Below are 22,276 nucleotides of genomic sequence, written 5' to 3'. Positions count from 1 at the left end.
CATCGCTCTTCGACTCGTCCCTTTCGACACTGAGCGGGGGAAAAATCATGCAACTCAAATCACTGTTACTATCGTTCTGCCCGTAACAATATATCATACTGAGTCGACGCCTCTCCTTGCATGGCTTTGGATGGGCGCAGTCTTGGAATTAATTGAACGTGGCCTGTTAGAACGTCGTTTCGCCTTTGTTTGCGCTTAAGATTCGGCATGTGTTGCAGCCGGAGTCGGGGAACAAAACCCGCTCCTGATCCGTTTAATAACTGAGATGGCGGGCGACTACGACGGCGATATCGCCCGGCGACCGCAGGAGGGTTCTATGCGAACCAGTGGCAGCGATATTTTCGACCTTTTTTCAGAGACTTACGCAAGCGAAGCGCAAGAGGCGCTGAGCCTGCAGGAATATCTCCTAGCCTGCCGTGATGACAAGAGCATGTATGCCACGGCGCCTGAGCGCATGGTGGCGGCGATCGGCGAACCGAAGCTGGTCGATACCAGCGCCGACGAGCGGCTCGGCCGTGTCTTCGCCAACCGCACCATCAAGATCTATCCGTCCTTCGCCGATTTCTACGGCATGGAGGACACGATCGAGCGGATCGTCGGTTATTTCCGCTATGCGGCGCAGGGGCTGGAGGAGCGCAAGCAGATCCTCTATCTGCTCGGCCCGGTTGGCGGCGGCAAATCCTCCCTTGCCGAGCGGCTGAAGAAGCTGATGGAGCAGCAGCCGATCTACACGCTTGCCATCGACGGCAAGATCAGTCCGGTCTTCGAATCGCCGCTGGGCCTGTTCAGCCGCGATCGCATGGGCGAACTGCTCGAAGACAAATATGGCATCGCCCAACGCCGGCTCACCGGGCTCATTTCGCCCTGGGCGACCAAGCGGCTGGACGAGATCAACGGCGACATCTCGAAGTTCAGCGTCGTCAAGCTCATGCCATCGCGGCTGCGCCAGATCGGCATCGCCAAGACGGAACCCGGCGACGAGAACAACCAGGACATTTCCACGCTGGTCGGCAAGGTCGATATCCGCCAGCTGGAAAACTACAGCCAGGCCGATCCCGACGCCTATTCCTACAGCGGCGGCCTCAACCGTACGACGCAGGGCCTTCTCGAATTCGTCGAAATGTTCAAGGCGCCGATCAAGGTGCTGCACCCGCTGCTCACCGCCACGCAGGAAGGCAGCTACAACGGCACCGAGAATTTCGGCGCCTTCCCGTTCCAGGGCATCGTGCTCGCCCATTCCAACGAGTCCGAATGGCTGCAATTCAAGCACAACAAGAACAACGAGGCGTTTCTCGACCGTATCCTGGTGGTCAAGGTGCCCTATTGCCTGCGCGTCACCGAGGAGAGGCTGATCTATGAAAAGCTGCTGCGCGAGAGCGAGCTTTCCGCCAGCCCCTGCGCGCCGGAAGTGCTGGAGAATCTCAGCCGCTTCACCGTCGCCACGCGCCTTACGCCGCATGAAAATTCGCCGACCTACACCAAGATGCGCGTCTATGACGGGGAAAACCTGAAGGATACGGATCCGAAGGCAAAATCCCTGCAGGAATACCGCGATGCCGCCGGCGTCGACGAGGGCATGACGGGCGTCAGCACGCGCTTCGCCTTCAAGGTGCTGTCGGAGACCTTCAACTACGACACCAAGGAGGTCGCGGCCGACTCGGTTCACCTGATGTACATCCTCGAACAGGCGATCCGGCGCGAGCAGTATCCCAAGGAGGTCGAGGCGAACTATCTCGATTTTATCCGCTCCGAAATCGCCAGCCGCTATGCCGAGTTCATCGGCCACGAGATCCAGAAGGCCTATCTCGAATCCTATAGCGAATACGGCCAGAACCTGTTCGACCGCTATATTTCCTATGCCGATGCCTGGCTCGAGGACCAGGATTTCAAGGATGCCGATACGGGCCAGATCCTCAACCGCGAGATCCTCGACAGCGAGCTCTCGCAGATCGAAAAGCCCGCCGGCATCGCCAACCCCAAGGACTTCCGCAACGAGGTCGTGAAATTCACTCTTCGCGCCCGCGCCCGCAACGGTGGGCGCAACCCGGCCTGGACCAGCTACGAGAAGCTTCGCGAGGTTATCGAGAAGCGCATGTTCGGCCAGGTCGAAGACCTCCTGCCGGTCATCAGCTTCGGCTCGAAGAAGGATGGTGCGACCGAAAAGCAGCACGCCGAATTCGTTCAGCGCATGACCGAGCGGGGCTATACCGTGCGCCAGGTCCGACGGCTCGTCGATTGGTACATGCGCGTCAACAAGGCCGGCTAAGCGTACCGGATTTGGGGCTGGAGTAGGGGATGGCGCATGCCGAATTTCATCGATCGCCGGCTTAACCCGAAGGACCGGAGTCTCGGCAACAGGCGGCGTTTCCTGAAACGGGTGCACGACGAGCTGAAGCGCACGATCCGCGACAAGGTGAAGTCGGAGAAGATCGCCGATATCGACGCCGCGCACGGCGTTCCCATTCCCAAACGCGGCGCGGACGAGCCGAGCTTCCAGCATTCGGGAGGCAGCGGCGAGCGCAATTATGTCCTGCCGGGAAACGAGGTCTTCTCGCCGGGAGACCGCATCCGCAAGCCGGAGGCGGGCGCCGGAGGTGGTGGTGGACGCGGTCGGGGGCGTGGCGAAGATGCGGACGACTTCCTCTTCGTGCTGTCGCGCGAGGAGGTGCTTGACCTCTTCTTCGAGGATCTGGAGCTTCCCGACATGGTGAAGCTGAACCTCAAGGAAACCGTCACCTACAAGTCGCACCGCGTTGGCTTCACCACATCGGGCACGCCGAGCAACATCAATGTCGGGCGGACGATGCGCAACAGCTTCGGCCGGCGCATCGCCCTGCGGCGGCCGGGCGAGAAGGAGATCGCGGCGCTTAGCGAGGAGATCGCCGCGCTCGAAGCCGCGGCGGAGCCTTCCCGCCAGCAGCGCCAGCGGCTGAAGCAGCTTCGCGAGGACCTTGACCTGCTGGAACGGCGGCGCCGCCGGATCGCCTATGTCGATCCCGTCGATGTGCGCTTCAACCGGTTCGAACGCCAGCCCCTGCCCAATGCGAGCGCCGTGATGTTCTGCCTGATGGACGTCTCCGCCTCGATGGGCGAGCGCGAGAAGGATCTTGCCAAGCGCTTCTTCGTCCTGCTGCACCTGTTTTTGAAACGCCGCTACGAGCGCATTGAAATCGTGTTCATTCGCCACACGGACGAGGCGCGGGAAGTCGACGAGGAGACCTTCTTCTTCAGCAAGCAGAGCGGCGGCACGGTCGTTTCCACCGCGCTGGAGGAGATGGTGCGCGTCATCACGGATCGCTATCCCTCGAATATCTGGAACATCTATGCGGCCCAGGCGTCCGACGGCGACAATGCCAGCGGCGATTCCGAGCGCTGTGCCACGCTGCTGCGTGATACGCTGATGAAGCTCTGCCAATATTACGCCTATGTCGAAATCATCGACGAGCGCGAAAGCGAGATCTTTGGCACGACGGACAACGGCACGTCGCTGTGGCGGGCCTATCGGACCGTCGACGGTGCGGTGCGGAATTTCCAGATGACGCGCATCGCGCGGCCCTCGGACATCTATCCGGTCTTCCGCAAACTCTTTGCCCGGAACCAGCCCGACCAGCTGCGCCGGTGAAGGAGGAACGGATGGCAAAAGAGCCGGTTTCCACCCTGCTGTTCGAAGGTTCCGAATGGAACTTCACGACGCTTTCGCGCGCCTACGAAGCGATCAAGGAAATCGCCATCGGCGAGATGGGGCTGGATGTCTATCCGAACCAGATCGAGGTCATCTCCTCCGAGCAGATGCTCGATGCCTATTCGTCGGTCGGCATGCCGCTGATGTATCAGCACTGGTCGTTCGGCAAGCGCTTCGTCTTCGAAAACGAGCTCTACCGCAAGGGCAGGCGCGGGCTCGCCTATGAACTGGTGATCAATTCCAACCCCTGCATCACCTATCTGATGGACGAAAACACCATGCCGATGCAGGCGCTGGTGACCGCGCATGCTTCCTTCGGCCACAACCATTTCTTCAAGAACAACTACCTGTTCCGCCAGTGGACGGATGCCGGCGCGATCCTCGGCTATATGGACTTCGCCAAGAAATACATTGCCAAATGCGAGGAGCGGCACGGCCTTGCTGCCGTGGAAGAAATCCTCGATTCGGCGCATGCCCTGATGGACCAGGGCGTGTTCCATTATCGCCGGCCGCCACGGCTTTCATCGGAAAAGGTCAGGGAGCGGGCGCGCGAACGGCTGGAATACGAGGAGCAAACCTATAGCGACCTGTGGCGCACGCTGCCGACGGCGACTGGCAGCGTCGGCGTGGAGGAGGCAGAGCGCGAGGCCGGCGAGCGCAAGAAGGTCCTGAACCTTCCCGAGGAGAACCTGCTCTACTTCCTGGAGAAGCACAGCATCATCCTGGAGCCCTGGCAAAGGGAAATCCTCCGGATCGTTCGCGTCATCGCGCAGTATTTCTATCCGCAAGGCCAGACCAAGGTGATGAACGAAGGGTGCGCGACCTATGTGCACTATACGATCATCAACCGGCTGTTCGATCAGGGCCGGATGAGCGAGGGTGCCATGCTGGAGCTGCTGGCAAGCCACGCCAATGTCGTCTTCCAGCCGAACTTCGACGATCCCCGCTTTTCCGGCATCAACCCCTATGCGCTGGGCTTTGCGATGATGCAGGACATCGAGCGCATCTGCACGGCGCCGACGGCGGAGGATCGCGACTGGTTTCCCAACATTGCCGGCAATGGCGACTGCATGGGCACGCTGAAGGATGCGTGGGAGAACCACCGTGACGAATCCTTCATCCTGCAATATCTGAGCCCGGCGCTGATCCGGAAATTCCGCCTGTTCCAGCTCTCCGACCGCTCGGCCGACACGTTTTGCGAAGTCGCCTCCATCCATGACGAACGGGGCTATTCCGCCGTGCGCGCCGGCCTTGCGCGCAACTACGATCCGGGCGCGAACCGCCCGGATATCCAGGTCATCGATGTCGACCTGCTTGGCGACCGGCAGCTTCGCCTGCGCCACCGCATCAAGAACGGCATCCTGCTGGATGAAGGCCGGCGCGATGCGACGTTGACCCATATCCGCCGGCTCTGGGGCTATGACGTCAGCCTCGCCGGCGTCGACGATGCGACCGACCGGGTCGTCTACGAGTGCTCCTCGAAGGTATCGTGACTCACAGCGTTCCCATGCCGCCGTCGATCATGATCTCGCTGCCAATGGTGTAAGCGGCTTCATCAGAGGCGAGGAAGACCACGGCCTTGGCGATCTCCGAGGGCGTGCCGAAGCGGCCGGCCGGAACCAGGCCCTTGATGCTCTCGGCGACGTTCTTGAGGTCGGCCTCGTTGAAGCCGAGCTTGCCGTAAAGCGGCGTCGAGATGGGGCCGGGGCTGACGGCGTTGACGCGGATGCCGCGGCCGATCAACTCGCCGGACAGCGTGCGGATCAGTGATTGCAGCGCGGCCTTCGAGGCGGCGTAGACGCTGGAATTCGGCATGCCGATATGGGCGTTGACCGAGGTGTTGAGTACGATTGAGGCGGGGTTGGCGAGGATCGGCAGCAGCGCCTGCACCAGGAAATAGGGGCCTTTGACGTTGATGTCGAAGACGCGGTCGAAAGCGGCTTCATCCCAGGCATCGACGGGCTTCAGCAGCGCGACGCCGGCATTGACGAAGAGAATGTCGAGGCCGCCGAAGGCCTCGTTGATGGTTGCCGCCACTTGGCTCTGGCCTGCGACGTCGGCGGCGTCCGCCTTGATGACGAGGGCGCCGTCGTCGAGTTCCTTGCGCGCGGCCTCTAGCGTTTCCGGATTGGTGCCGGTGACGGCGACGCGGGCGCCTTCAGCCAGGAATTGACGCGCCGTTTCCAGCCCGATGCCGCTGGTGCCGCCGGTGATGAGGGCGCGTTTTCCGTTGAGCCTGTCCATGATCGTTGTTCCTTCGGGTTATATTGCTGTTTGCTGAAGACGAATATGGCGCAGGCTGCGCGTTCGCACTACAATGCCAAAGGCAGATCTATTTTCCGGAAAAACCGAACGATGAAACTCGACGGCATAACAAGTTTCGTGGCGGTCGCCGAAGCGGGCTCGATCAGCGAGGCGGCGCGCACGCTGCGGCTGTCGAAATCGGTGGTGAGCGAGAGGCTGGCGGAGCTGGAGCGCAGCCTCGGTGCCACGCTGCTCCACCGCACCACGCGGCGAATGTCGGTGACGGAGGATGGCGCCGCCTTCCTCGAACGCGCCACCCGCATCCTCAGGGAAGTTTCGGAAGCGGCAACCGATCTTGCCGAACGGCGCGGCACGCTTGCCGGCCCGATGCGGATTTCAGCGCCCGTCACCTTCGGCCGGCTGCATCTCGGGCCGGCGCTCTTTCCGTTCCTGGCGGCCAATCCGAAGATAGAAATGTCGCTCGACCTCGACGACCGCCGCGTCGACATCGCCTCGGGTGCCTATGACGGCGTGGTGCGCCACGGGACGATCGATGATTCCCGCCTGATGGTGTGGCGGCTGGCACCGAGCCGCCGCGTTCTGGTCGCCTCCGGCGACTATCTCGCCAGCCACGGCACACCGGCGACGATCGCCGAACTGGACGGGCACAAGGGCGTTTTCTACACGAACCGCGGCGTGGCGGACTGGCGCTTCGCGACGGCTGACGGCATCGAGATCGTCCGGGCACGGGTCGGCTTGCGGGTCAACAATGGCGACATGCTGCGCGACGCGGCGGTCGCCGGGCTCGGCATTGCGCTGCTGCCGCTGTTCATTGCCGGGCCGGATATTCGCGCCGGCAACCTGAAGCTCATCGATGTCGGCGTGCGGCCGAGCCCGGAATTCATCTATCTCGCGCATCCGGAAGGACGCCGCTCGTCCGTCAAGCTTCGCGCGCTGGCGGACCATCTCAAGGCGGCCTTCGGCGATCCGCCCTATTGGGAGGAGGGGGCGGGCTGACATGCGGCCCGATTGTTCGGTAAAGCCGGAAGCGAGATCCGCCGTTGGTTGGCTAATTCGAACGACGGTTCGGTGATAGTCATGCTTCACCAACGGGCTGAAAGCGGCGGTCGATCGGATCGCCTTCCCGGTAGGTGGGAGACCAAAATGTTGAAAACCATCCTTGCCTTGGGATTGCTCGTCTTTGCCGCGCCTGCCGGCGCCGAGGTCCCCGATTTTCCGGCTTCCTTCGAGACGCAGGAGATCACCACCAACGGCGCCACCATCCATGTCCGCGTCGGCGGCGCGGGGCCGGCCGTGGTCCTGCTGCACGGTTACGGCGAGACCGGCGACATGTGGGCGCCGATGGCGGCCGATCTTGCCCGCGACCACACGGTCATCGTGCCGGACCTGCGCGGCCTCGGCCTATCCTCCAAACCGGAAAGCGGCTTCGACAAGAAGACGCAGGCCGGCGACGTCGCCGGTGTGCTGGATGCGCTGAAGGTCGAAGAGATCGACCTTGTGACGCACGATATCGGCAACATGGTGGGCTTTGCCTTCGCCGCCGCGCATCCCGACCGGACGAAACGCTTCGTGCTGATCGATGCGCCGGTGCCGGGTGTTGGCCCCTGGGAAGAGATCCTGAAGAACCCGCTGCTGTGGCATTTCCGTTTCGGCGGGCCGGACATGGAGCGCCTCGTCGCCGGCCGTGAACGCATCTATCTCGATCGCTTCTGGAACGAGTTCTCGGCGACGCCCGCCCGCTTCACCGAAACGTCGCGCGAGCACTATGCCAAGCTTTATGCCCTGCCGGGCGCCATGCATTCGGGCTTCGCGCAGTTCGCGGCCTTCGATCAGGACGCGATCGACAACCGGGCCTTCCTGGCTGCCGGCGGCAAGCTGACGATGCCGGTGCTGGCGATCGGCGGTGAGAAGTCGTTCGGCCCCATGATGGCGACCGTGATGCGCGCCGCCGCCAGCGACGTGACCGAGGGCGTAGTGCCCGATTCCGGCCATTGGATCATGGAAGAAAACCCCGAAGCCACGACGAAAATGGTCCGGGCGTTTCTCGACAAGGCAAACTGATCCCGGCCGGAAAATGACCCGTCCTTCGACCTCCGCCCGGCCGGGCGGGGGTTTTGCGGCGCACTGTCACAAAAACATCATGCGGGCTTCCTAATAAGTTCTGGTGGCGGGATAAGACCGGTCGATCGACTGGCTTGGTGACCTGCCGCGCGTCCGGGCAAATGGATTCCGATCATGTTCGAAAACGATCATCTGAGCCGCATCAAGGCAGAAATCGCCGACAGCTTCGACGAGGAGCTGGAAATGCAGATGGAAGAGGAGCAGCTGGACGCGCTCGTCTCCGAGGGCATGTCCGAACCCGCGCCGCAGACGATCGAGCGGCGCATCTATTTCCGCGAGCTGTTCCGTCTCCAGCATGAGCTGGTGAAGCTGCAGGACTGGGTGCAGCACAACAAGCTGAAGGTCGTCGTGCTGTTCGAAGGCCGCGATTCCGCCGGCAAGGGCGGCGCCATCAAGCGCGTCACGCAGCGTCTCAACCCGCGCGTCTGCCGCGTCGTCGCCCTGCCGGCGCCCACCGAGCGCGAGCGCAACCAGTGGTATTTCCAGCGGTACGCCGCCCACCTGCCGAGCGCCGGCGAAATGGTGCTGTTCGACCGCTCTTGGTATAACCGTGCCGGCGTCGAGCGCGTCATGGGCTTCTGCAGCGCCGAAGAGCTTGAAGAGTTCTTCCGCTCGGTGCCGGAATTCGAGCGCATGCTGGTGCGCTCCGGCATCATCCTCATCAAATACTGGTTCTCGATTACCGACGACGAGCAGGAATTCCGCTTCCGCATGCGCATCCACGATCCGCTGAAGCAGTGGAAGCTTTCGCCGATGGACCTGGAAAGCCGCGTCCACTGGGAGGATTACACCAAGGCCAAGGAAGAGATGCTGGAGCGCACCCACATCCCCGAGGCGCCATGGTGGATCGTCGAGGCGGTGGACAAGAAGAAGGCGCGGCTGAACTGCATCGCCCATCTCCTGACGCAGGTTCCCTATCAGGACGTGCCGAAGGCCCCGATCGAGCTGCCGGAACGCGTGCGCAACGACAACTACATCCGCCATTCCCCGCCGGACGACATGTATGTGCCGGAGGTCTACTGACATACCGGTAAGGACACGGATGGAGCATTTTATTTGAATCTCCTCCCTGAGATGGACAAGGAGCACCCGCCGGGCCTCATCGGCGCCTGGCGGGCGCGTCCCGGCGAACGCGTAGTGCCGCTTGCGCCCCAGGAAATCGGTCCGGCGCTCGGCGCCGAAGACGGCTGGGTCTGGCTGCATGTCGATCTCGTTGACCAGCGCATGCAGGGCTGGCTCGCCGGCCATTGCCCCTTGCCCGCGGCCGCGCGCGCCATCCTCGACGGACATGACGAAAGCCTGGTGCTCGGCCAGGAGGCCGGCACGCTGCATGGCGTCGTCGCCGACATGCAGATGGACATGGACCGCATGTCGACCACAATCGGCCGCATGCATTTCGCGCTCACCGACCGGCTGCTCGTCACCGGCCGGCGGCATCCGCTGGAGGCGGTGGACCGGGTGCGGCGATCCTTCGCCGAAGGTTTTTCGCCCGCAACGGCCTGCGAGCTTTTCGAGGGCATCGTCGCGGCCTTCTGCAAGAACACCAATCTTAGGCTCAACGAGGCGACCCGGCTGCTCGACGCGGTGGAAGACCGCATTGTCACCGAGCGGCTGAGCGACGAGCGCCGCAGCCTGAAGGAAGTCCGCCGGCTGGCTGTGTCGCTGCATCGACCGGTGGCGGGCATGGTAGCACTGTTCGAGGAGGAGGACCGCGAGGACTGGGCGCTCTCCGAGGCTACCCATGCCGTGCTGCACCGGCTTTCGTTGCGGCTGGAGCGGCTCGACCGCGAAATCGTCATGGTCAACGATCGTGCCCGCCTGCTGCAAGAAGAAATGGCGGCGGAACTGGCGGACGAATCGAACCGCAGCCTGCGGGCGATGGCGGTGATGAGCGCGCTGCTGCTGCCCGGCACGCTGGTCGTCGGCGTGTTCGGCATGAACACGGCCGGATTGCCGTTCAGCGTGGGTGAATCCGGATTCGGCTGGGCGATGGCGCTCGGCGTCGGCGCCACCGCGCTGTTCTACTGGCTGCTGCGCCGTGCCGGCATCAGCCTGCGGTTCTGATCGTCCCGTCTTGCCTTGTTTGGCCTATTCGGCGGCGACGATGTGGAATTCCCGTGCGCCGTCGCATTTCTTCGCGCCACCCATGATGTAGATGAGACAGCTCGTGCGCAGCAGCGAGGCGAAATTCGACACCGAACCATTGATTTCCAGCGCCTCGTCATAGAGCGTCGAGAGGAAGCGGGATGTCGACTGACCCTGGCCTATGGCCATCTCGTCGATCAGGTCCCAGAAGGCTGCTTCGATCTGGATGCTCGTCGAATGGCCGCCGATCCGCACAGAGCGGTTGACAGGCCGATAGCGTTGCGGGTCCTGGCCCGCAAAGACCTCACACATGGTTTATCCTCCAGTCTTGTTTTTATACAGGCGATTATGCGGCGGCCCTTGAATTTGGTCAAATCATCCTGTGTCGCCCTGAAACAAGAAAAATCCTTCGCATAAAACTCCAGAAATGAAAAACGACGTGCGGTAATGGGCTGCTACCCACGGCGGTGATTCCAGGCGCAATCTTCCCTCCACAAGTCGAACTGCAAGCAGGGGAAGGCAGCGTGGCAAAGTCCATTCATTCGATGATCCGCGTTCTGGATGAAGACCGGTCCGTGGATTTCTACAACAAGACCTTCGGGCTTGCGGTCGCCGACAGGCTCGACTTCGAGACCTTCACGCTCGTCTACATGAGCAATGCCGAAAGCGAATTCGAACTCGAACTGACGATCAACAAGGGCCGCACCGAGGCCTACAATCTCGGCGACGGCTACGGCCACCTCGCCGTGTCGGTTTCCGACCTCGACGGCGAGCACACCCGCATCTCCGGGCTCGGCTTCACCACCGGCAAGATCGTCGAGTTCAACCGCGATGGCGGCCTGCTTGCCCGCTTCTTCTTCGTGACGGACCCGGACGGCTACAGGATCGAGGTCCTGCAACGGCACGGCCGCTTCAAATGAACGGGCTGGCGGCCGGAGGAGGGCCGCCGGTCTCAAACGCAAAGGGAGGAACCTGACATGACGACGATCTACGAGCAGCGCCCGGGACTTTCCCGCCGCGAGCTTTTGAAGCGCGGCACGATCGGCGCGGCACTCATCATCTCCGGCAGGGCGGTGATCAGTCCCGACAAGGCCTGGGGTATGGAGACGACGGCGCTGAAGCCGGAAACGATGGCGACGCTGATCAAGCTCGCCCGCGACATCTATCCGCACGATACGGTCGCCGACCGCTTCTACGCCATCGCGGTCAAGGGCCACGACACCAAGGCCGGCACGGACGCTGCGCACAAGGAACTGATCGAGGCGGGCATCGCCGATCTCGACAAGCGGGCCGGCGAAGGCGGTTATCGTGCCCTCGGCTGGGAGGATGATCGCGTAAAGATCCTGCATGACATCGAGAGCACGCCCTTCTTCCAGGCGGTGCGCGGCGACCTCGTCGTCTCCTTCTATAACCAGAAGGAGCTGTGGCCGCATTTCGGCTACGAGGGCGAATCCTATTCCAAGGGCGGTTATATCGCCCGCGGCTTCGACGACATCGAATGGCTTTGACGGCGGTCTGACGGAACGCGCCGGAGGAGGCGCGACCGCGGCGTTGACGCCGACCGCACATGTTTCGGGAGGAAACCATGGCAGCTCCTTATGATCTCAACGACGACAGCGTGGTCGTCATCATCGGCTCAGGCGCCGGCGGCGGCACGCTGGGCAATGAACTGGCGCAGAAGGGCATCGACGTCGTCGTGCTTGAAGCCGGTGCGCGCATCGAACACGAAGACTTCATCAACGACGAGTGGGACAGCTTTTCCCAGCTCGCATGGCTCGACCACCGCACGACCGGCGGCGGCTGGCGCGTCTCGAAGGATTTTCCCAACCTTCCGGCCTGGATCGTCAAGGCCGTGGGCGGCACCACGACGCACTGGGCGGGCGCCTCGCTGCGCTTCCAGGAGCATGAGTTCAAGACGCTCACCAACTACGGCAAGGTCGAGGGCGCGAACCTGCTCGACTGGCCGGTGACGCTGGCCGAACTTGAGCCCTACTACGCCAAGGCCGAAGACAAGATGGGCGTGACCCGCACCAACGGCATCGAGGGCCTGCCCGGCAACAACAACTTCAAGATCCTGAAGGCCGGCGCCGACAAGCTCGGCTACAAGGAATGCCACACCGGCAACATGGCGATCAACTCGGCCGACCGCGACGACCGCATGAGCTGTCAGCAGACCGGCTTCTGTTTCCAGGGCTGCAAATGGGGCGCCAAATGGTCGACGCTCTACACGGAAATCCCGAAGGGCGAGGCGACCGGCCGGCTGGAGGTGCGGCCGAATTCCCACGTCGTCAAGATCGAGCATGACGACAGCGGCAAGGTGACGGCCGTGGTCTATGCCGACAAGGACGGCAAGCTGCAAAGCCAGAAGGCCCGCATCATCTGCGTCGCCGGCAACTCCATCGAAAGCCCGCGCCTCTTGCTCAATTCCGCATCGAGCAAATATCCGGACGGGCTTGCCAACTCCTCCGGCCAGGTCGGCAAGAACTACATGCGCCACACGACGGGCTCGGTCTACGCCGTGTTCGAAAAGCCGGTGCATTTCTACCGCGGCACCACCATGGCCGGCATCGTGCGCGACGAGGCGAAACACGATCCGTCCCGCGGTTTCGTCGGCGGCTACGAGTTGGAGACGCTGGCGCTCGGCGTGCCCTTCATGGCGGCCTTCCTCGATCCCGGCGGCTGGGGCCGTCCCTTCGCCTCGGCGATGGACAGCTATGCCAACATGGCGGGCCTCTGGATCGTCGGCGAGGACATGCCGCAGGAACAGAACGCCGTAAAACTGCATGGCGAGCTGAAGGACAAATATGGCATGCCGATCCCGGACGTCTGGTTCACCGACCATCCGAACGACGTCGCCATGCGCAACCACGCCTACAAGCAGGGCGAGGCGCTCTATGCGGCGGTCGGCGCGACACGCAGCTTCCCGACGCCACCCTATCCCTCGACGCACAATCTCGGCACCAATCGCATGAGCGAGAAGGCGCAGGATGGCGTCGTCAACAAATGGGGCCAGACGCACGACATCAAGAACCTGTTCGTCTCGGATGGCAGCCAGTTCACCACGGGGGCGGCGGAAAACCCGACGCTGACCATCGTCACGCTCGCCATCCGCCAGGCCGACTATATCGCCAAGGAGATGGGGGCCGGCTCGATCTGAGGTTTACCGCGATCCTCCCCGGTCGCCTCCGGGCGGCCGGTGATCGCGTGCGGCTCCATCGAGCCGTGCCACCTCTGGCCGGCTTCGGCCGGCCACCTTTTGCCGTCCTTCCACGCGGAGCCTATCGCTGCATGAAAATAATCGCCGTCCTCGCGGGCCTCGCCTTGCCCTTCGCCGCACATGCCGCGGAAGGATCCGCGGAAGCGGGCGCCGTCGTCTTCAAGAAGTGCACCGCCTGCCACAGCGCCGACAAGCCGACGAACAAGGTCGGCCCGCATCTCGTCGGCATCGTCGACCGCCCCGCCGCCTCGCTTGCCGACTACGGCAAATATTCCGACGCGATGAAGGAAGCCGCGGCCGGAGGCCTGAAATGGGACGAGGCAACGCTCGCCGCCTATCTCGCCGGCCCCAGGAAGATGATCCCCAAGACACGCATGGCCTTCACCGGCCTGAAAGCCGGTGACGCAGCCGACGTCATCGCCTATCTCAAATCCCTAGAGCCCTAGTTGCCCGCAGCGGCGCAGGCATTGCGAAAATGATCAGCCGGGAAGTTCTCATGACTGCCCCGCGGGAGACTGGCCTTCAGCTTTCGCTTCGTTCTGCTCGAAATAGGGCGCGAACAGCCTTCCGAGTTCGCTGAGGTCCAGCATAACGCGCCGCAGGTGCAACTGCATGATCTCGCGGGCCTTCTCCGTGTCACGGGCCATCACCGCCTCCAGCACGCCCTGGTGATCCTGCACAAGCTGGTCAAGCTGGCCGGCCTGGACGGACAGGCGGCGCACACGGTCCATGTGCTTCTTGGCGTCGGAGATGAAGCTCCAGACGCCTTCGCGCCCGGCTAGGCTGCAATAGAGCGCGTGCATGCGTTCGTCGCATTCGAAGAAGAGATCGGGATTGTCCTCGACGATGGCCAGTTCCTGCTCCTCGATGGCCTGGCGGATGCCGAGCAGGATGCGCCGGTTCGATTGCTGGGCGGCTTCCGCGACGATGGCCAGCTCCAGCTGCTCGCGCACGAACTGCGCCGTGCGCACCGCGTCCATGCGGATGGGAGCGACCACGACGCCTGCCCGCGAACGCAGATCCACCAGCCCTTCCGCACTCAGCCGCGATAGCGCCTCGCGCACGGGCGTGCGGCTGACGCCCAGGAGATCGGCCAGCGCATGTTCGCCGATCGGTTCGTTCGGCTTCAGTTCAAGCCCGATGATCTTTCGCGAGAGCGTGCGGTAGCAATGCTCCGCCGCCGAGATTTTCGTGTCACGCGCCATTCCGCCCCCGTCTTTTGTTTTCTTGCATGCAAATCGCCTTGCAATGCACGATAGCCTGAAAAATATGGATTTTCCACTCATACATCGGGCGACGCTTGACCGCCTCAAAAATCTTGCATACAAGAATGCAAAGACATCTGGGAGGATATCGATGACCAACCGCATCAGGCTACGGCCCGCTGCTTTGCGGGTTTTTGCTTCTGCCGCACTCGCGGTTCTCATGGCCGGCGCGGCCGGCGCGCAGGAGCTGACGATCGGCGCGCTCTATCTCGACGCGCAGGGTTTTTATGGCGGGATCAAGAAGGGTATCGAGGCGGGTGCGGGCGATTCAAGCGTTCGCCTGCTCGGGCAGAACAGCCAGGGCGATGCCGCCAAGGAGGCGCAGTTCGCCTCCACACTGATCGCCTCGAAGGTCAGCGCGATCATCATGTCGCCGGTTTCCGCGACGGCCTCGGTGCCGGTGGTGAAGCAAGCCTCCGAGGCCGGCATTCCGGTCATCTGCTACAACACCTGCGTCAACGACGAGGACGCCAAGAAATACGTCAAGGCGCTGGTCACCACCGACCAGTTCAAGCTCGGCTATGATGTCGGCCTCGTCGCCGGCGATTATTTCAAGGGCAAGGGCATCGACAAGCCCCGCTTTGGCATCCTGAATTGCGACGTCTACGAGGCCTGCGTGCAGCGCAAGGCCGGCTTCAAGAAGGCGGTCGAGGAGACGGTGCCGGGCGTCGAATGGGCGGCCGATCAGGCCGGTTTCGAGCCGGGCAAATCGACGGAAACCGCGACGACCATGTTGACCGGCGATACGGCGATCAACGCCATGTTCGCCACCACCGACAATGGCACGATCGGCGCGATCCAGGGCATCATGGCTTCGGGCCGCCAGGGCCAAGCCGTCGTCTTCGGCAACGATATCAGCGTGCAGCTAGCGCAGTACCTGATCAACGCGCCGGAAACCCTGATCGCCACGAACGGCCAGCAGCCGCAGCAGATGGGCAAGGACTCTGTCGCCATGGCGCTGAAGGCCATCAAGGGCGAGGCGATCGACACCTATCTCACCATCGTGCCGACCGAGATGTTCCTGTCATCCGATCCCGACAAGGTGAAGGCCTGGCTGGAAGCCCGGCCCGACGGTATCCCCTGAGACGCCATAGGCGCCTCGGACTGAGGGTCGCTGCCTGGGTTGCGGCCCTCCTTTTCCAACCTGAACGGCATGGCTTCCATGACTGAACCGCTCGTCCAGATGCGTGGCATATCGAAGGCGTATCCCGGCGTCGTCGCACTTCGCGACGTGGATTTCGCGATCGGCCGCGGCGAGGTCCGCGCGCTGCTCGGCAAGAACGGCGCCGGAAAATCGACGCTGGTGAAGATCCTTGCCGGCGTCGAGCGGCCGGACGAGGGGTCGATCCTGATGGATGGCGCACCCGTCTCCTTGCGCACGCCGATGGACGGCATCAAGGCCGGCATCGCCACCGTGCACCAGGAGCTGAGCGTCGTTCCCGAACTTTCGATTGCGGAAAACGTCTTTCTGGGGCGTTGGCCGAAGCGCGGCGGCGGTATCGACTGGCGGGCGATGGAGCGCGAGGCGCATGCGGCGCTAGAGGTGCTCGGCCTCGATCTCGATCCGCGCCAGCCCGTTGCGCGCATATCCGTGGCGCAGCGCCAGTTGGTCGAGATCGCGCGGGCCCTGCGCCAGGGCGCACGGCTGCTGATCCTCGACGAGCCGACGAGTTCGCTGGTCGCCCAGGAGGCGGAAACGCTGATCCGGGTCGTGCGCCGGCTGGCGGAGCAGGGCACGAGCGTCATCTATATTTCGCACCGCATGGACGAGATCCGGCGGGTGGCCCAGTCCCTCACGGTCATGCGTGACGGCCGTCACATCGCGACGACAGCCGTCGGCGATGTGACGAACCGCCAGATCGTCGAGATGCTGTTGGGCAGTACACAGGCCGAGGGCGAGGTCGTACGCTCCGCCCCCGCCAAACGCAGCCCGCTGCTCTCGATCCGTGGCCTTGAGGTCGCTCCGCGCATCCAGGATGCGAGCTTCGAGATCCGCGCGGGCGAAGTGCTCGGCATTGCCGGCGTGCTGGGCTCGGGGCGCACGGAGCTTTTGCAGGCGATTGCGGGACTTCGGACCATAGACAGCGGTTCGATGACGCTTTCCGGCAGCGATTTCAGGCCGGCGAGCCTGCGCGATGCACGGGCCAACGGCATCTTCATGACGCCGGAGGATCGTCGCGGCGAAGGTGCCGTGATGATGCTCGGCATCGACGAAAACCTCGTCATGGCGAGTTGGGGTTCGGTGTCGCGCGGCGGAGTGATCGACCGGGCGGCGATGCGCGAGAAGGTCACTGCCTCGATCCGCGCGCTCGGCATCAAGCTCGCCCATCCAAGCGAGCCGCTTGGTAATCTCAGCGGGGGCAACCAGCAGAAGGTCGTCATCGGCAAGGCGCTGAATGCCGCGCCGCGCATCCTGCTGCTCGACGAGCCGACGCGCGGCGTGGATATCGGCGCCAAGCGCCAGATCTACCAACTGATGCGCAAGGCCGCGGAGGAAGGGCTCGCCGTGGTCTTCGTCTCCGGCGAGATCGAGGAATTCTGCGAGGTCTGCGACCGCGTGCTCATCCTGCGCGGCGGTAGCATCACTGCCGAGGTGGAAGGCGAGGCGATCCGCACGGAGACGCTGAGCGAGCTGACCACCGGCGAACAGGGAGTGCATTGAGAATGGCCGAAACCCGATCCGAACTCTACCAGAAGTTCGACCTGCGCCACTTCCTGAGCGGCCGCGCGAACGAGATCGGATTGCTGGCCGCAATCCTCGTGCTCTATGCCTTCCTCGCGGTCTTCGCCTCCAATTTCATGACGCTACCGAACCAGCTCAACATTCTGCGCGATGCCGCTTTCGTCGGCATCATCGCCTGGGGCATGACGCTGGTTCTGATCAGCGGCGAGATCGACATTTCCGTCGGCCCGCATGTCGCCTTTGCCGGCGTGCTGTTGGCGTCGCTCGCCCAATCCGGCGTGCCGCTTCCCGTGGCCGCATTGGTCGTGGTGGTTCTCGGCGCCTTGATCGGCTGCTTCACCGGCTTCCTGCGCGCTTTCTTCGACGTGCCGAGCTTCATCGTCACGCTGGCGCTGTGGCTTGGCCTGCGCGGCACCGCGCAGGTCATGTCGGATGCCGTACCCATCGTCATCATGGACTTCAGCTTCCAGCGGTTTGGCGCAGGCTCGTTGTTGGGTATCCCGACGCCTGCGATCATCATGCTGGTGCTGTTCGTCGCCTTCAGCTTCGTCGCCACGCGCACCGTGTTCGGCCGCAGCGTCTACGCCGTCGGCGGTAATGCGGAGGCTGCGCGCCTATCGGCCATCCCGGTGGCGCGCATCCGCATCCTCGTCTTTGCCATCACGGGAGCATTGGCCGCCCTGACGGGCATCCTGATGGCAAGCCGGCTCGGCTCGGGCAACAGCGGTGCGGCCTCCGGCCTGGAATTCGACATCATCGCCGCCGTCGTGGTGGGCGGCACCAGCCTGTTCGGCGGCCGCGGCACGATGCTCGGCACGCTCTTCGGCGTGATCTTCATCGCCGCCCTCGTCAACGGCCTCGTGCTGCTCGGCGTCGATCCGTTCGCGCAGGGCATTGTGCGCGGCGTCGTCATCCTCGTCGCTGTCATGGTCAACATCATCAGCATCAAGCGCATGCGGGGGCGGATGTGAACGCGCTCTTCCCAAAACCCAACCGGGCGGCCGTACTCATGGCACCTAACGTGGTCGAGATGCAGGACTGGCCGGAGCCGGTCGCAGGCCCGAACGACGTGCTGGTGGAGATCGCCGCCGTCGGCGTCTGCGGCTCGGACGTTCACTATTTCCGCCACGGCCGCATCGGCAATCTCGTCTGCGATCGGCCGATCGTGCTCGGCCACGAAGCGGCTGGCACGGTGGTCGCGACGGGCGCCGAGGTGACGCAACTGAAGCCCGGCGATCGCGTGACGCTGGAGCCGCAGCGCCCTTGCGGCCACTGCGCGCAATGCTGGTCTGGCGCCTACAATCTCTGCCCCGACGTCGTCTTCATGGCGACGCCGCCCTATCACGGCGCCTTCGCGCGCCGCGTGGTCAACCCGGCCGATTTCACGTTCGCGATCCCCCATAGCCTGTCCTTCGAAGAGGCGGCGCTGATCGAGCCGCTCGCAGTCGGCCTCTGGGCGACCGAGCGCCTCGCCATGAAACCCGGCAGTTCCGTGCTGATCATCGGCGCCGGCCCGATCGGCCTTTTGGCAGGGCAGGCGGCTGCGGCGCGGGGTGCGACGCGCATCGTTCTCTCCGACATCAACCCGGCGCGCATCGGGCTTGTCGGTCGCTTCCCCCGTTTCGAGGCGCATGATGCCGCGGCCGATCCGCTCTACGAGACGATCGCCGAAGTGGACAATGTCATCGAATGCAGCGGGGCGCCGAACGCGGTCACACGCGCCTTGCCGCGCATCCGCCGCCGCGGCGGCCTAGCGTTGGTCGGCATCAACCCGACGGGTGCCTCCTCGGTCGATTTCTGGCCCGCCATGGAGCGGGAACTCTCGATCCACGGCGTCTTCCGCTACGCCGGCGTCTATCCGCGGGCGATTGAACTGGCGGCAAGCGGGCTGGTGGACCTGCAATCGGTGATCACGAACCGCTTCAGCCTGGAGGAAACAGCGGCCGCACTGACCAATGCCAGCGAAGACATGTCGTCGATCAAATCCGTCGTGCTGCCATGAGTTATGCGGTTTCCCTTATTCTCGATGCGAAGGATTTGGTCGGCGAAAGCATCATCTGGTCGACAGGCGAGAAGGCGCTGTACTGGGTCGACATCGTCGGCAAGCGCATCCACCGGCTGGAGCCGGCAAACGGGCGCCACGACACCTGGCCGACACCTGATTTCGTGACATCGATCGGCCTGCGGGCGGATGGCGGTTTCATCATCGGCCTGCGCCGCACCGTCTGCCTTTGGACGCCCGGTGGCGCCTTCGAGGAGTTCGCCGTGCCGGAACCGGACCTGCCGGAGAACCGGCTGAACGAAGGCCGGGTCGCGCCGGACGGCTCCTTCTGGGTCGCGACTATGCAAAGCAATCTTCACCCGGACGGTACGCCGAAGGACATGGACCGCAATTCGGGCGCGGTCTATCGCATCGCTGCGGACGGGCAGGTTTTGCAGCTGACGCCGAACGACTATGGCATCACCAACACGATGGGCTGGACGCGGGACAACCGCTTCTTCTTCGCCGATACGCTGGCGAATGAAATCTACCTGTTCGACTACGACCAGGCTACGCAGCGGATCGGCAACCGGCGGACCATCGTTGCCGGATTCGCACGTGGCTTGCCAGACGGCTCCTGCCTCGACGCGAACGACAACCTCTGGAACTGCCGTGTCGCTGGCGGTGCGGCGGTCGCAGGCTTCGACGGCGAGGGGCGCCCCATCGGCCTGATCGAGCTGCCGGCAAGCTGGCCGACGAGTTGCACCTTCGGCGGTGAGCATCTTTCCACGCTCTACGTTACCTCTGCCCGCTTCAGCATGACGGACGCCCATCTCGCAGCGCATCCGCTGGAGGGCGGGCTCTTTGCGGTCGAGGGGGTAGGGCAGGGCGTTGCCGAGCCGCGGTTCGGCGCGGCCGCAGATACATATCGGGAGACAACAGGATGACGGAATTCAACGGCAAGAGCATCGTCGTGACCGGCGGCAGCCTCGGTATGGGCCGCGCCTGTGCCGAGCGTTTTGCGGCGGGCGGCGGCAAGGTAATGATCGTGGCGAACGACAAGGTCTCGGTCGACGAGACCGTGGCAGCGATCGGCGCCAATGCGGCCGGCTTCGTCGGCGATGTGCGCAACGAGGCCGACATGCGGGCGGCGGTCGCAGCCGCGGTGTCGCAACACGGCGGCGTCGATGTGCTCGCCTGCTGCGCTGGCATCCAGCGTTACGGCACGGTGGTCGATACGCCGGTGGACGTCTGGGACGACGTGCTCGACATCAACCTCAAGGGCATCTTCCTCGCCGCGAAATTCGCCATTCCCGAGATGAAGAAGCGCGGCGGTGGCGCAATCGTCGCCATCTCCTCCGTACAGGCCTATGCCTCGCAGACCGGTGTCGCCGCCTATACGGCGAGCAAGGGCGCGATCAACGCGCTGGTGCGCGCCATGGCGCTCGATCACGCCGATGACAACATCACCGTCAACGCCGTCTGCCCCGCTTCCATCGACACACCTATGCTGCGCTGGGCGGCCGATCTATGGAAGGGCGAGGGCACGGCCGAGGCGACGCTCGACGCCTGGGGCCGGGGCCATCCGCTCGGCCGCGTCGGCAAGGCGTCCGAAGTCGCCGAGCTGGTCGCCTTCCTCGCCAGCGACAAGGCCCGCTTCATCACGGGCGCCGACGTCAAGATCGACGGCGGCGTTCTCTCCAAGCTCGGCATCATCATCCCAGATTGACCGGAGGCCGCCATGAAACCGTTTCCCGATTTTCGCTCGAAAACGTTCCTGCTCGGCCATATGCGCGAGATCATGGATTTCTACCATCCGATCTGCCTGAATACGGAAGACGGCGGCTATTACAACGAATACCGCGACGACGGCTTCATCACCGATCGCAAGACGCAGCACCTCGTCTCGACCACGCGTTTCATCTTCAACTATGTGACCGCAGCGATCTTGTTCAAGCGACAGGACTTTGCGGAGGCCGCGGCGCACGGCGTCAGATATCTCGACGAGGTCCACCGCGACCCGGAGCACGGTGGTTATTTCTGGCTGATGCATGGCCGCGAGGTGGTGGACACGACGAAACATTGTTACGGCCACGCCTTCGTGTTGCTCGCCTATGCCTCGGCGATGAAGGCCGGCATTGGCGGCATGGCGGAAAGGGTGGCGGAAACCTGGGGCCTGCTCGAAAGCCGCTTCTGGGAGCCGGAGCGCGAACTCTACAAGGACGAGATCAGCCGCGATTGGCAGACGGTCTCGCGCTATCGCGGCCAGAACGCCAACATGCACATGACCGAGGCGATGCTGGCGGCCTATGAGGCGACCGGCGAGGCGCGTTATCTCGACCGCGCCGAAACGCTGGCCCGGCGCATCTGCGTGGAACTTGCCGCCACCGCGCAGGGTGTCGTCTGGGAGCACTATGGCGAGGACTGGTCGGTCGATTGGGACTACAACAAGGACGATCCCAAACACCTCTTCCGCCCCTATGGCTACCTGCCGGGCCATATGACGGAATGGACGAAGCTGCTGCTGATCCTCGAGCGTTACCGCGCAAGTGACTGGATCCTGCCGCAGGCGATCCTGCTTTACGAGACGGCTCTGGCGAAGAGCGCCGATCTCGAATTCGGTGGCATGCATTACAGCTATGGCCCGGACGGCAAGCTCTACGACCTCGACAAATACCATTGGGTCCATTGCGAGACTGTGGCGGCCGCGGCCGGCCTTGCCGAACGCACGGGCCAGGAACGCTACTGGCAGGATTACGACCGGCTTTGGCGCTACAGCTGGCGCCATCTGGTCGATCACGATTACGGCTGCTGGTTCCGCATCCTCTCGCCCGATGGCGTCAAGCAGAGCGACATCAAGAGCCCGCCGGGCAAGACCGACTACCACCCCTTCGGCGCCTGCTACGAAATCCTCCGCGTGCTGGGGGAGGCGCGCTAGCGCGCGATAAGTCTACGCAATGACCTGCCGCGCCACGCG

At 63.6% G+C, this 22,276-nt stretch carries 21 protein-coding genes; 18 read left to right on the top strand and 3 right to left on the bottom strand.

The window, feature by feature from the left end:
* Window positions 1-316: 316 nt before the first annotated feature.
* The 3 genes from GB927_RS01295 to GB927_RS01285 are packed head-to-tail and all read left to right on the top strand — an operon-like array spanning window position 317 to window position 5,175.
* Window positions 317-2,266 (top strand): PrkA family serine protein kinase, encoded by a 1,950-nt coding sequence (locus tag GB927_RS01295; protein WP_256114704.1) that lies wholly within the window; start codon window positions 317-319, stop codon window positions 2,264-2,266.
* Window positions 2,267-2,302: 36 nt separating this feature from the next.
* Entirely contained in the window at window positions 2,303-3,622 is a 1,320-nt protein-coding gene (locus tag GB927_RS01290) for a YeaH/YhbH family protein (protein WP_256114703.1), read from the top strand.
* A gap of 11 nt (window positions 3,623-3,633) precedes the next feature.
* Window positions 3,634-5,175, top strand: coding sequence for a SpoVR family protein (locus GB927_RS01285; RefSeq protein WP_256114701.1), 1,542 nt, complete (start codon window positions 3,634-3,636; stop codon window positions 5,173-5,175).
* 1 nt (window position 5,176) lies between these two features.
* On the opposite strand, the gene GB927_RS01280 is transcribed toward GB927_RS01285, so the two are convergent.
* On the bottom strand, window positions 5,177-5,926 hold the full coding sequence (locus tag GB927_RS01280; RefSeq protein WP_256114700.1) for an SDR family oxidoreductase: 750 nt from the start codon (window positions 5,924-5,926) through the stop codon (window positions 5,177-5,179).
* Window positions 5,927-6,037: 111 nt separating this feature from the next.
* Here GB927_RS01280 and GB927_RS01275 point away from each other — a divergent pair, with 111 nt between their 5' ends.
* The 4 genes from GB927_RS01275 to GB927_RS01260 all read left to right on the top strand — a co-directional run bounded on the left by GB927_RS01275 (window position 6,038) and on the right by GB927_RS01260 (window position 10,132).
* Window positions 6,038-6,943 carry a LysR family transcriptional regulator gene (locus GB927_RS01275; protein ID WP_256114699.1) on the top strand — a complete coding sequence of 302 codons (906 nt, stop codon included), beginning with the start codon at window positions 6,038-6,040 and terminating at the stop codon, window positions 6,941-6,943.
* A gap of 147 nt (window positions 6,944-7,090) precedes the next feature.
* Window positions 7,091-8,008, top strand: coding sequence for an alpha/beta fold hydrolase (locus tag GB927_RS01270; protein WP_256114697.1), 918 nt, complete (start codon window positions 7,091-7,093; stop codon window positions 8,006-8,008).
* A 174-nt stretch (window positions 8,009-8,182) separates the two neighbouring features.
* Complete coding sequence (ppk2, locus tag GB927_RS01265) at window positions 8,183-9,091, top strand: polyphosphate kinase 2 (protein WP_256114696.1); 909 nt, start codon at window positions 8,183-8,185, stop codon at window positions 9,089-9,091.
* A gap of 33 nt (window positions 9,092-9,124) precedes the next feature.
* The gene (locus tag GB927_RS01260; RefSeq protein ID WP_256114695.1) at window positions 9,125-10,132 is read left to right on the top strand and encodes a CorA family divalent cation transporter; all 1,008 of its coding nucleotides are present in this window, start codon (window positions 9,125-9,127) and stop codon (window positions 10,130-10,132) included.
* Between the two features lie 24 nt (window positions 10,133-10,156).
* Here the strand turns inward: GB927_RS01260 and GB927_RS01255 are convergent, their stop codons facing one another.
* Window positions 10,157-10,465: a ribbon-helix-helix domain-containing protein gene (locus tag GB927_RS01255; protein ID WP_256114694.1), complete on the bottom strand. Its 309-nt coding sequence runs from the start codon at window positions 10,463-10,465 to the stop codon at window positions 10,157-10,159.
* A gap of 212 nt (window positions 10,466-10,677) precedes the next feature.
* Between GB927_RS01255 and GB927_RS01250 the strand changes: the two genes are divergently transcribed.
* The 4 genes from GB927_RS01250 (at window position 10,678) to GB927_RS01235 (ending at window position 13,816) form a co-directional block, all read left to right on the top strand.
* Window positions 10,678-11,073, top strand: a complete 396-nt coding sequence (locus GB927_RS01250) for a VOC family protein (RefSeq protein ID WP_256114692.1) — start codon at window positions 10,678-10,680, stop codon at window positions 11,071-11,073.
* 57 nt (window positions 11,074-11,130) lie between these two features.
* Entirely contained in the window at window positions 11,131-11,661 is a 531-nt protein-coding gene (locus GB927_RS01245; RefSeq protein WP_256114691.1) for a gluconate 2-dehydrogenase subunit 3 family protein, read from the top strand.
* A 77-nt stretch (window positions 11,662-11,738) separates the two neighbouring features.
* On the top strand, window positions 11,739-13,310 hold the full coding sequence (locus tag GB927_RS01240) for a GMC family oxidoreductase (RefSeq protein WP_256114690.1): 1,572 nt from the start codon (window positions 11,739-11,741) through the stop codon (window positions 13,308-13,310).
* A gap of 131 nt (window positions 13,311-13,441) precedes the next feature.
* A complete protein-coding gene (locus tag GB927_RS01235; protein ID WP_256114689.1) occupies window positions 13,442-13,816 on the top strand; it encodes a c-type cytochrome in 375 nt (124 codons plus the stop codon).
* Window positions 13,817-13,864: 48 nt separating this feature from the next.
* Here the strand turns inward: GB927_RS01235 and GB927_RS01230 are convergent, their stop codons facing one another.
* Window positions 13,865-14,575, bottom strand: a complete 711-nt coding sequence (locus GB927_RS01230; RefSeq protein WP_256114688.1) for a GntR family transcriptional regulator — start codon at window positions 14,573-14,575, stop codon at window positions 13,865-13,867.
* Between the two features lie 151 nt (window positions 14,576-14,726).
* On the opposite strand from GB927_RS01230, the gene GB927_RS01225 reads away from it, so the two are divergent.
* From GB927_RS01225 to GB927_RS01195, 7 genes are all read left to right on the top strand, one after another.
* On the top strand, window positions 14,727-15,719 hold the full coding sequence (locus GB927_RS01225; RefSeq protein ID WP_256114686.1) for a substrate-binding domain-containing protein: 993 nt from the start codon (window positions 14,727-14,729) through the stop codon (window positions 15,717-15,719).
* 78 nt (window positions 15,720-15,797) lie between these two features.
* Complete coding sequence (locus GB927_RS01220; protein ID WP_256114685.1) at window positions 15,798-17,297, top strand: sugar ABC transporter ATP-binding protein; 1,500 nt, start codon at window positions 15,798-15,800, stop codon at window positions 17,295-17,297.
* 2 nt (window positions 17,298-17,299) lie between these two features.
* Complete coding sequence (locus tag GB927_RS01215) at window positions 17,300-18,289, top strand: ABC transporter permease (protein ID WP_256114684.1); 990 nt, start codon at window positions 17,300-17,302, stop codon at window positions 18,287-18,289.
* A 38-nt stretch (window positions 18,290-18,327) separates the two neighbouring features.
* A complete protein-coding gene (locus GB927_RS01210) occupies window positions 18,328-19,320 on the top strand; it encodes an NAD(P)-dependent alcohol dehydrogenase (RefSeq protein WP_256114683.1) in 993 nt (330 codons plus the stop codon).
* Entirely contained in the window at window positions 19,317-20,246 is a 930-nt protein-coding gene (locus GB927_RS01205) for an SMP-30/gluconolactonase/LRE family protein (RefSeq protein WP_256114682.1), read from the top strand. Before GB927_RS01210 ends, GB927_RS01205 begins: the two co-directional genes overlap by 4 nt.
* Window positions 20,243-21,028 (top strand): SDR family NAD(P)-dependent oxidoreductase, encoded by a 786-nt coding sequence (locus GB927_RS01200; RefSeq protein WP_256114681.1) that lies wholly within the window; start codon window positions 20,243-20,245, stop codon window positions 21,026-21,028. Before GB927_RS01205 ends, GB927_RS01200 begins: the two co-directional genes overlap by 4 nt.
* 12 nt (window positions 21,029-21,040) lie before the next feature.
* A complete protein-coding gene (locus GB927_RS01195) occupies window positions 21,041-22,237 on the top strand; it encodes an AGE family epimerase/isomerase (protein ID WP_256114680.1) in 1,197 nt (398 codons plus the stop codon).
* Window positions 22,238-22,276: the final 39 nt, after the last annotated feature.

This window comes from Shinella lacus, from assembly GCF_010994755.1.
GTDB classification, from domain to species: Bacteria; Pseudomonadota; Alphaproteobacteria; order Rhizobiales; family Rhizobiaceae; genus Shinella; species Shinella lacus.
Note: the sequence above shows the minus strand (reverse complement) of the source record. Positions and strands in the feature narration are given on the sequence as shown.

Excerpts from the sequence above, each read along its gene's own strand:
- GB927_RS01295 (WP_256114704.1), top strand. The coding sequence starts at position 317 with ATGCGAACCAGTGGCAGCGATATTTTCGACCTTTTTTCAGAGACTTAC.
- GB927_RS01290 (WP_256114703.1), top strand. The coding sequence starts at position 2,303 with ATGCCGAATTTCATCGATCGCCGGCTTAACCCGAAGGACCGGAGTCTC.
- GB927_RS01285 (WP_256114701.1), top strand. The coding sequence starts at position 3,634 with ATGGCAAAAGAGCCGGTTTCCACCCTGCTGTTCGAAGGTTCCGAATGG.
- GB927_RS01280 (WP_256114700.1), bottom strand. The coding sequence starts at position 5,926 with ATGGACAGGCTCAACGGAAAACGCGCCCTCATCACCGGCGGCACCAGC.
- GB927_RS01275 (WP_256114699.1), top strand. The coding sequence starts at position 6,038 with ATGAAACTCGACGGCATAACAAGTTTCGTGGCGGTCGCCGAAGCGGGC.
- GB927_RS01270 (WP_256114697.1), top strand. The coding sequence starts at position 7,091 with ATGTTGAAAACCATCCTTGCCTTGGGATTGCTCGTCTTTGCCGCGCCT.
- ppk2 (WP_256114696.1), top strand. The coding sequence starts at position 8,183 with ATGTTCGAAAACGATCATCTGAGCCGCATCAAGGCAGAAATCGCCGAC.
- GB927_RS01255 (WP_256114694.1), bottom strand. The coding sequence starts at position 10,465 with ATGTGTGAGGTCTTTGCGGGCCAGGACCCGCAACGCTATCGGCCTGTC.
- GB927_RS01245 (WP_256114691.1), top strand. The coding sequence starts at position 11,131 with ATGACGACGATCTACGAGCAGCGCCCGGGACTTTCCCGCCGCGAGCTT.
- GB927_RS01240 (WP_256114690.1), top strand. The coding sequence starts at position 11,739 with ATGGCAGCTCCTTATGATCTCAACGACGACAGCGTGGTCGTCATCATC.
- GB927_RS01235 (WP_256114689.1), top strand. The coding sequence starts at position 13,442 with ATGAAAATAATCGCCGTCCTCGCGGGCCTCGCCTTGCCCTTCGCCGCA.
- GB927_RS01230 (WP_256114688.1), bottom strand. The coding sequence starts at position 14,575 with ATGGCGCGTGACACGAAAATCTCGGCGGCGGAGCATTGCTACCGCACG.
- GB927_RS01225 (WP_256114686.1), top strand. The coding sequence starts at position 14,727 with ATGACCAACCGCATCAGGCTACGGCCCGCTGCTTTGCGGGTTTTTGCT.
- GB927_RS01220 (WP_256114685.1), top strand. The coding sequence starts at position 15,798 with ATGACTGAACCGCTCGTCCAGATGCGTGGCATATCGAAGGCGTATCCC.
- GB927_RS01215 (WP_256114684.1), top strand. The coding sequence starts at position 17,300 with ATGGCCGAAACCCGATCCGAACTCTACCAGAAGTTCGACCTGCGCCAC.
- GB927_RS01210 (WP_256114683.1), top strand. The coding sequence starts at position 18,328 with ATGGCACCTAACGTGGTCGAGATGCAGGACTGGCCGGAGCCGGTCGCA.
- GB927_RS01205 (WP_256114682.1), top strand. The coding sequence starts at position 19,317 with ATGAGTTATGCGGTTTCCCTTATTCTCGATGCGAAGGATTTGGTCGGC.
- GB927_RS01200 (WP_256114681.1), top strand. The coding sequence starts at position 20,243 with ATGACGGAATTCAACGGCAAGAGCATCGTCGTGACCGGCGGCAGCCTC.
- GB927_RS01195 (WP_256114680.1), top strand. The coding sequence starts at position 21,041 with ATGAAACCGTTTCCCGATTTTCGCTCGAAAACGTTCCTGCTCGGCCAT.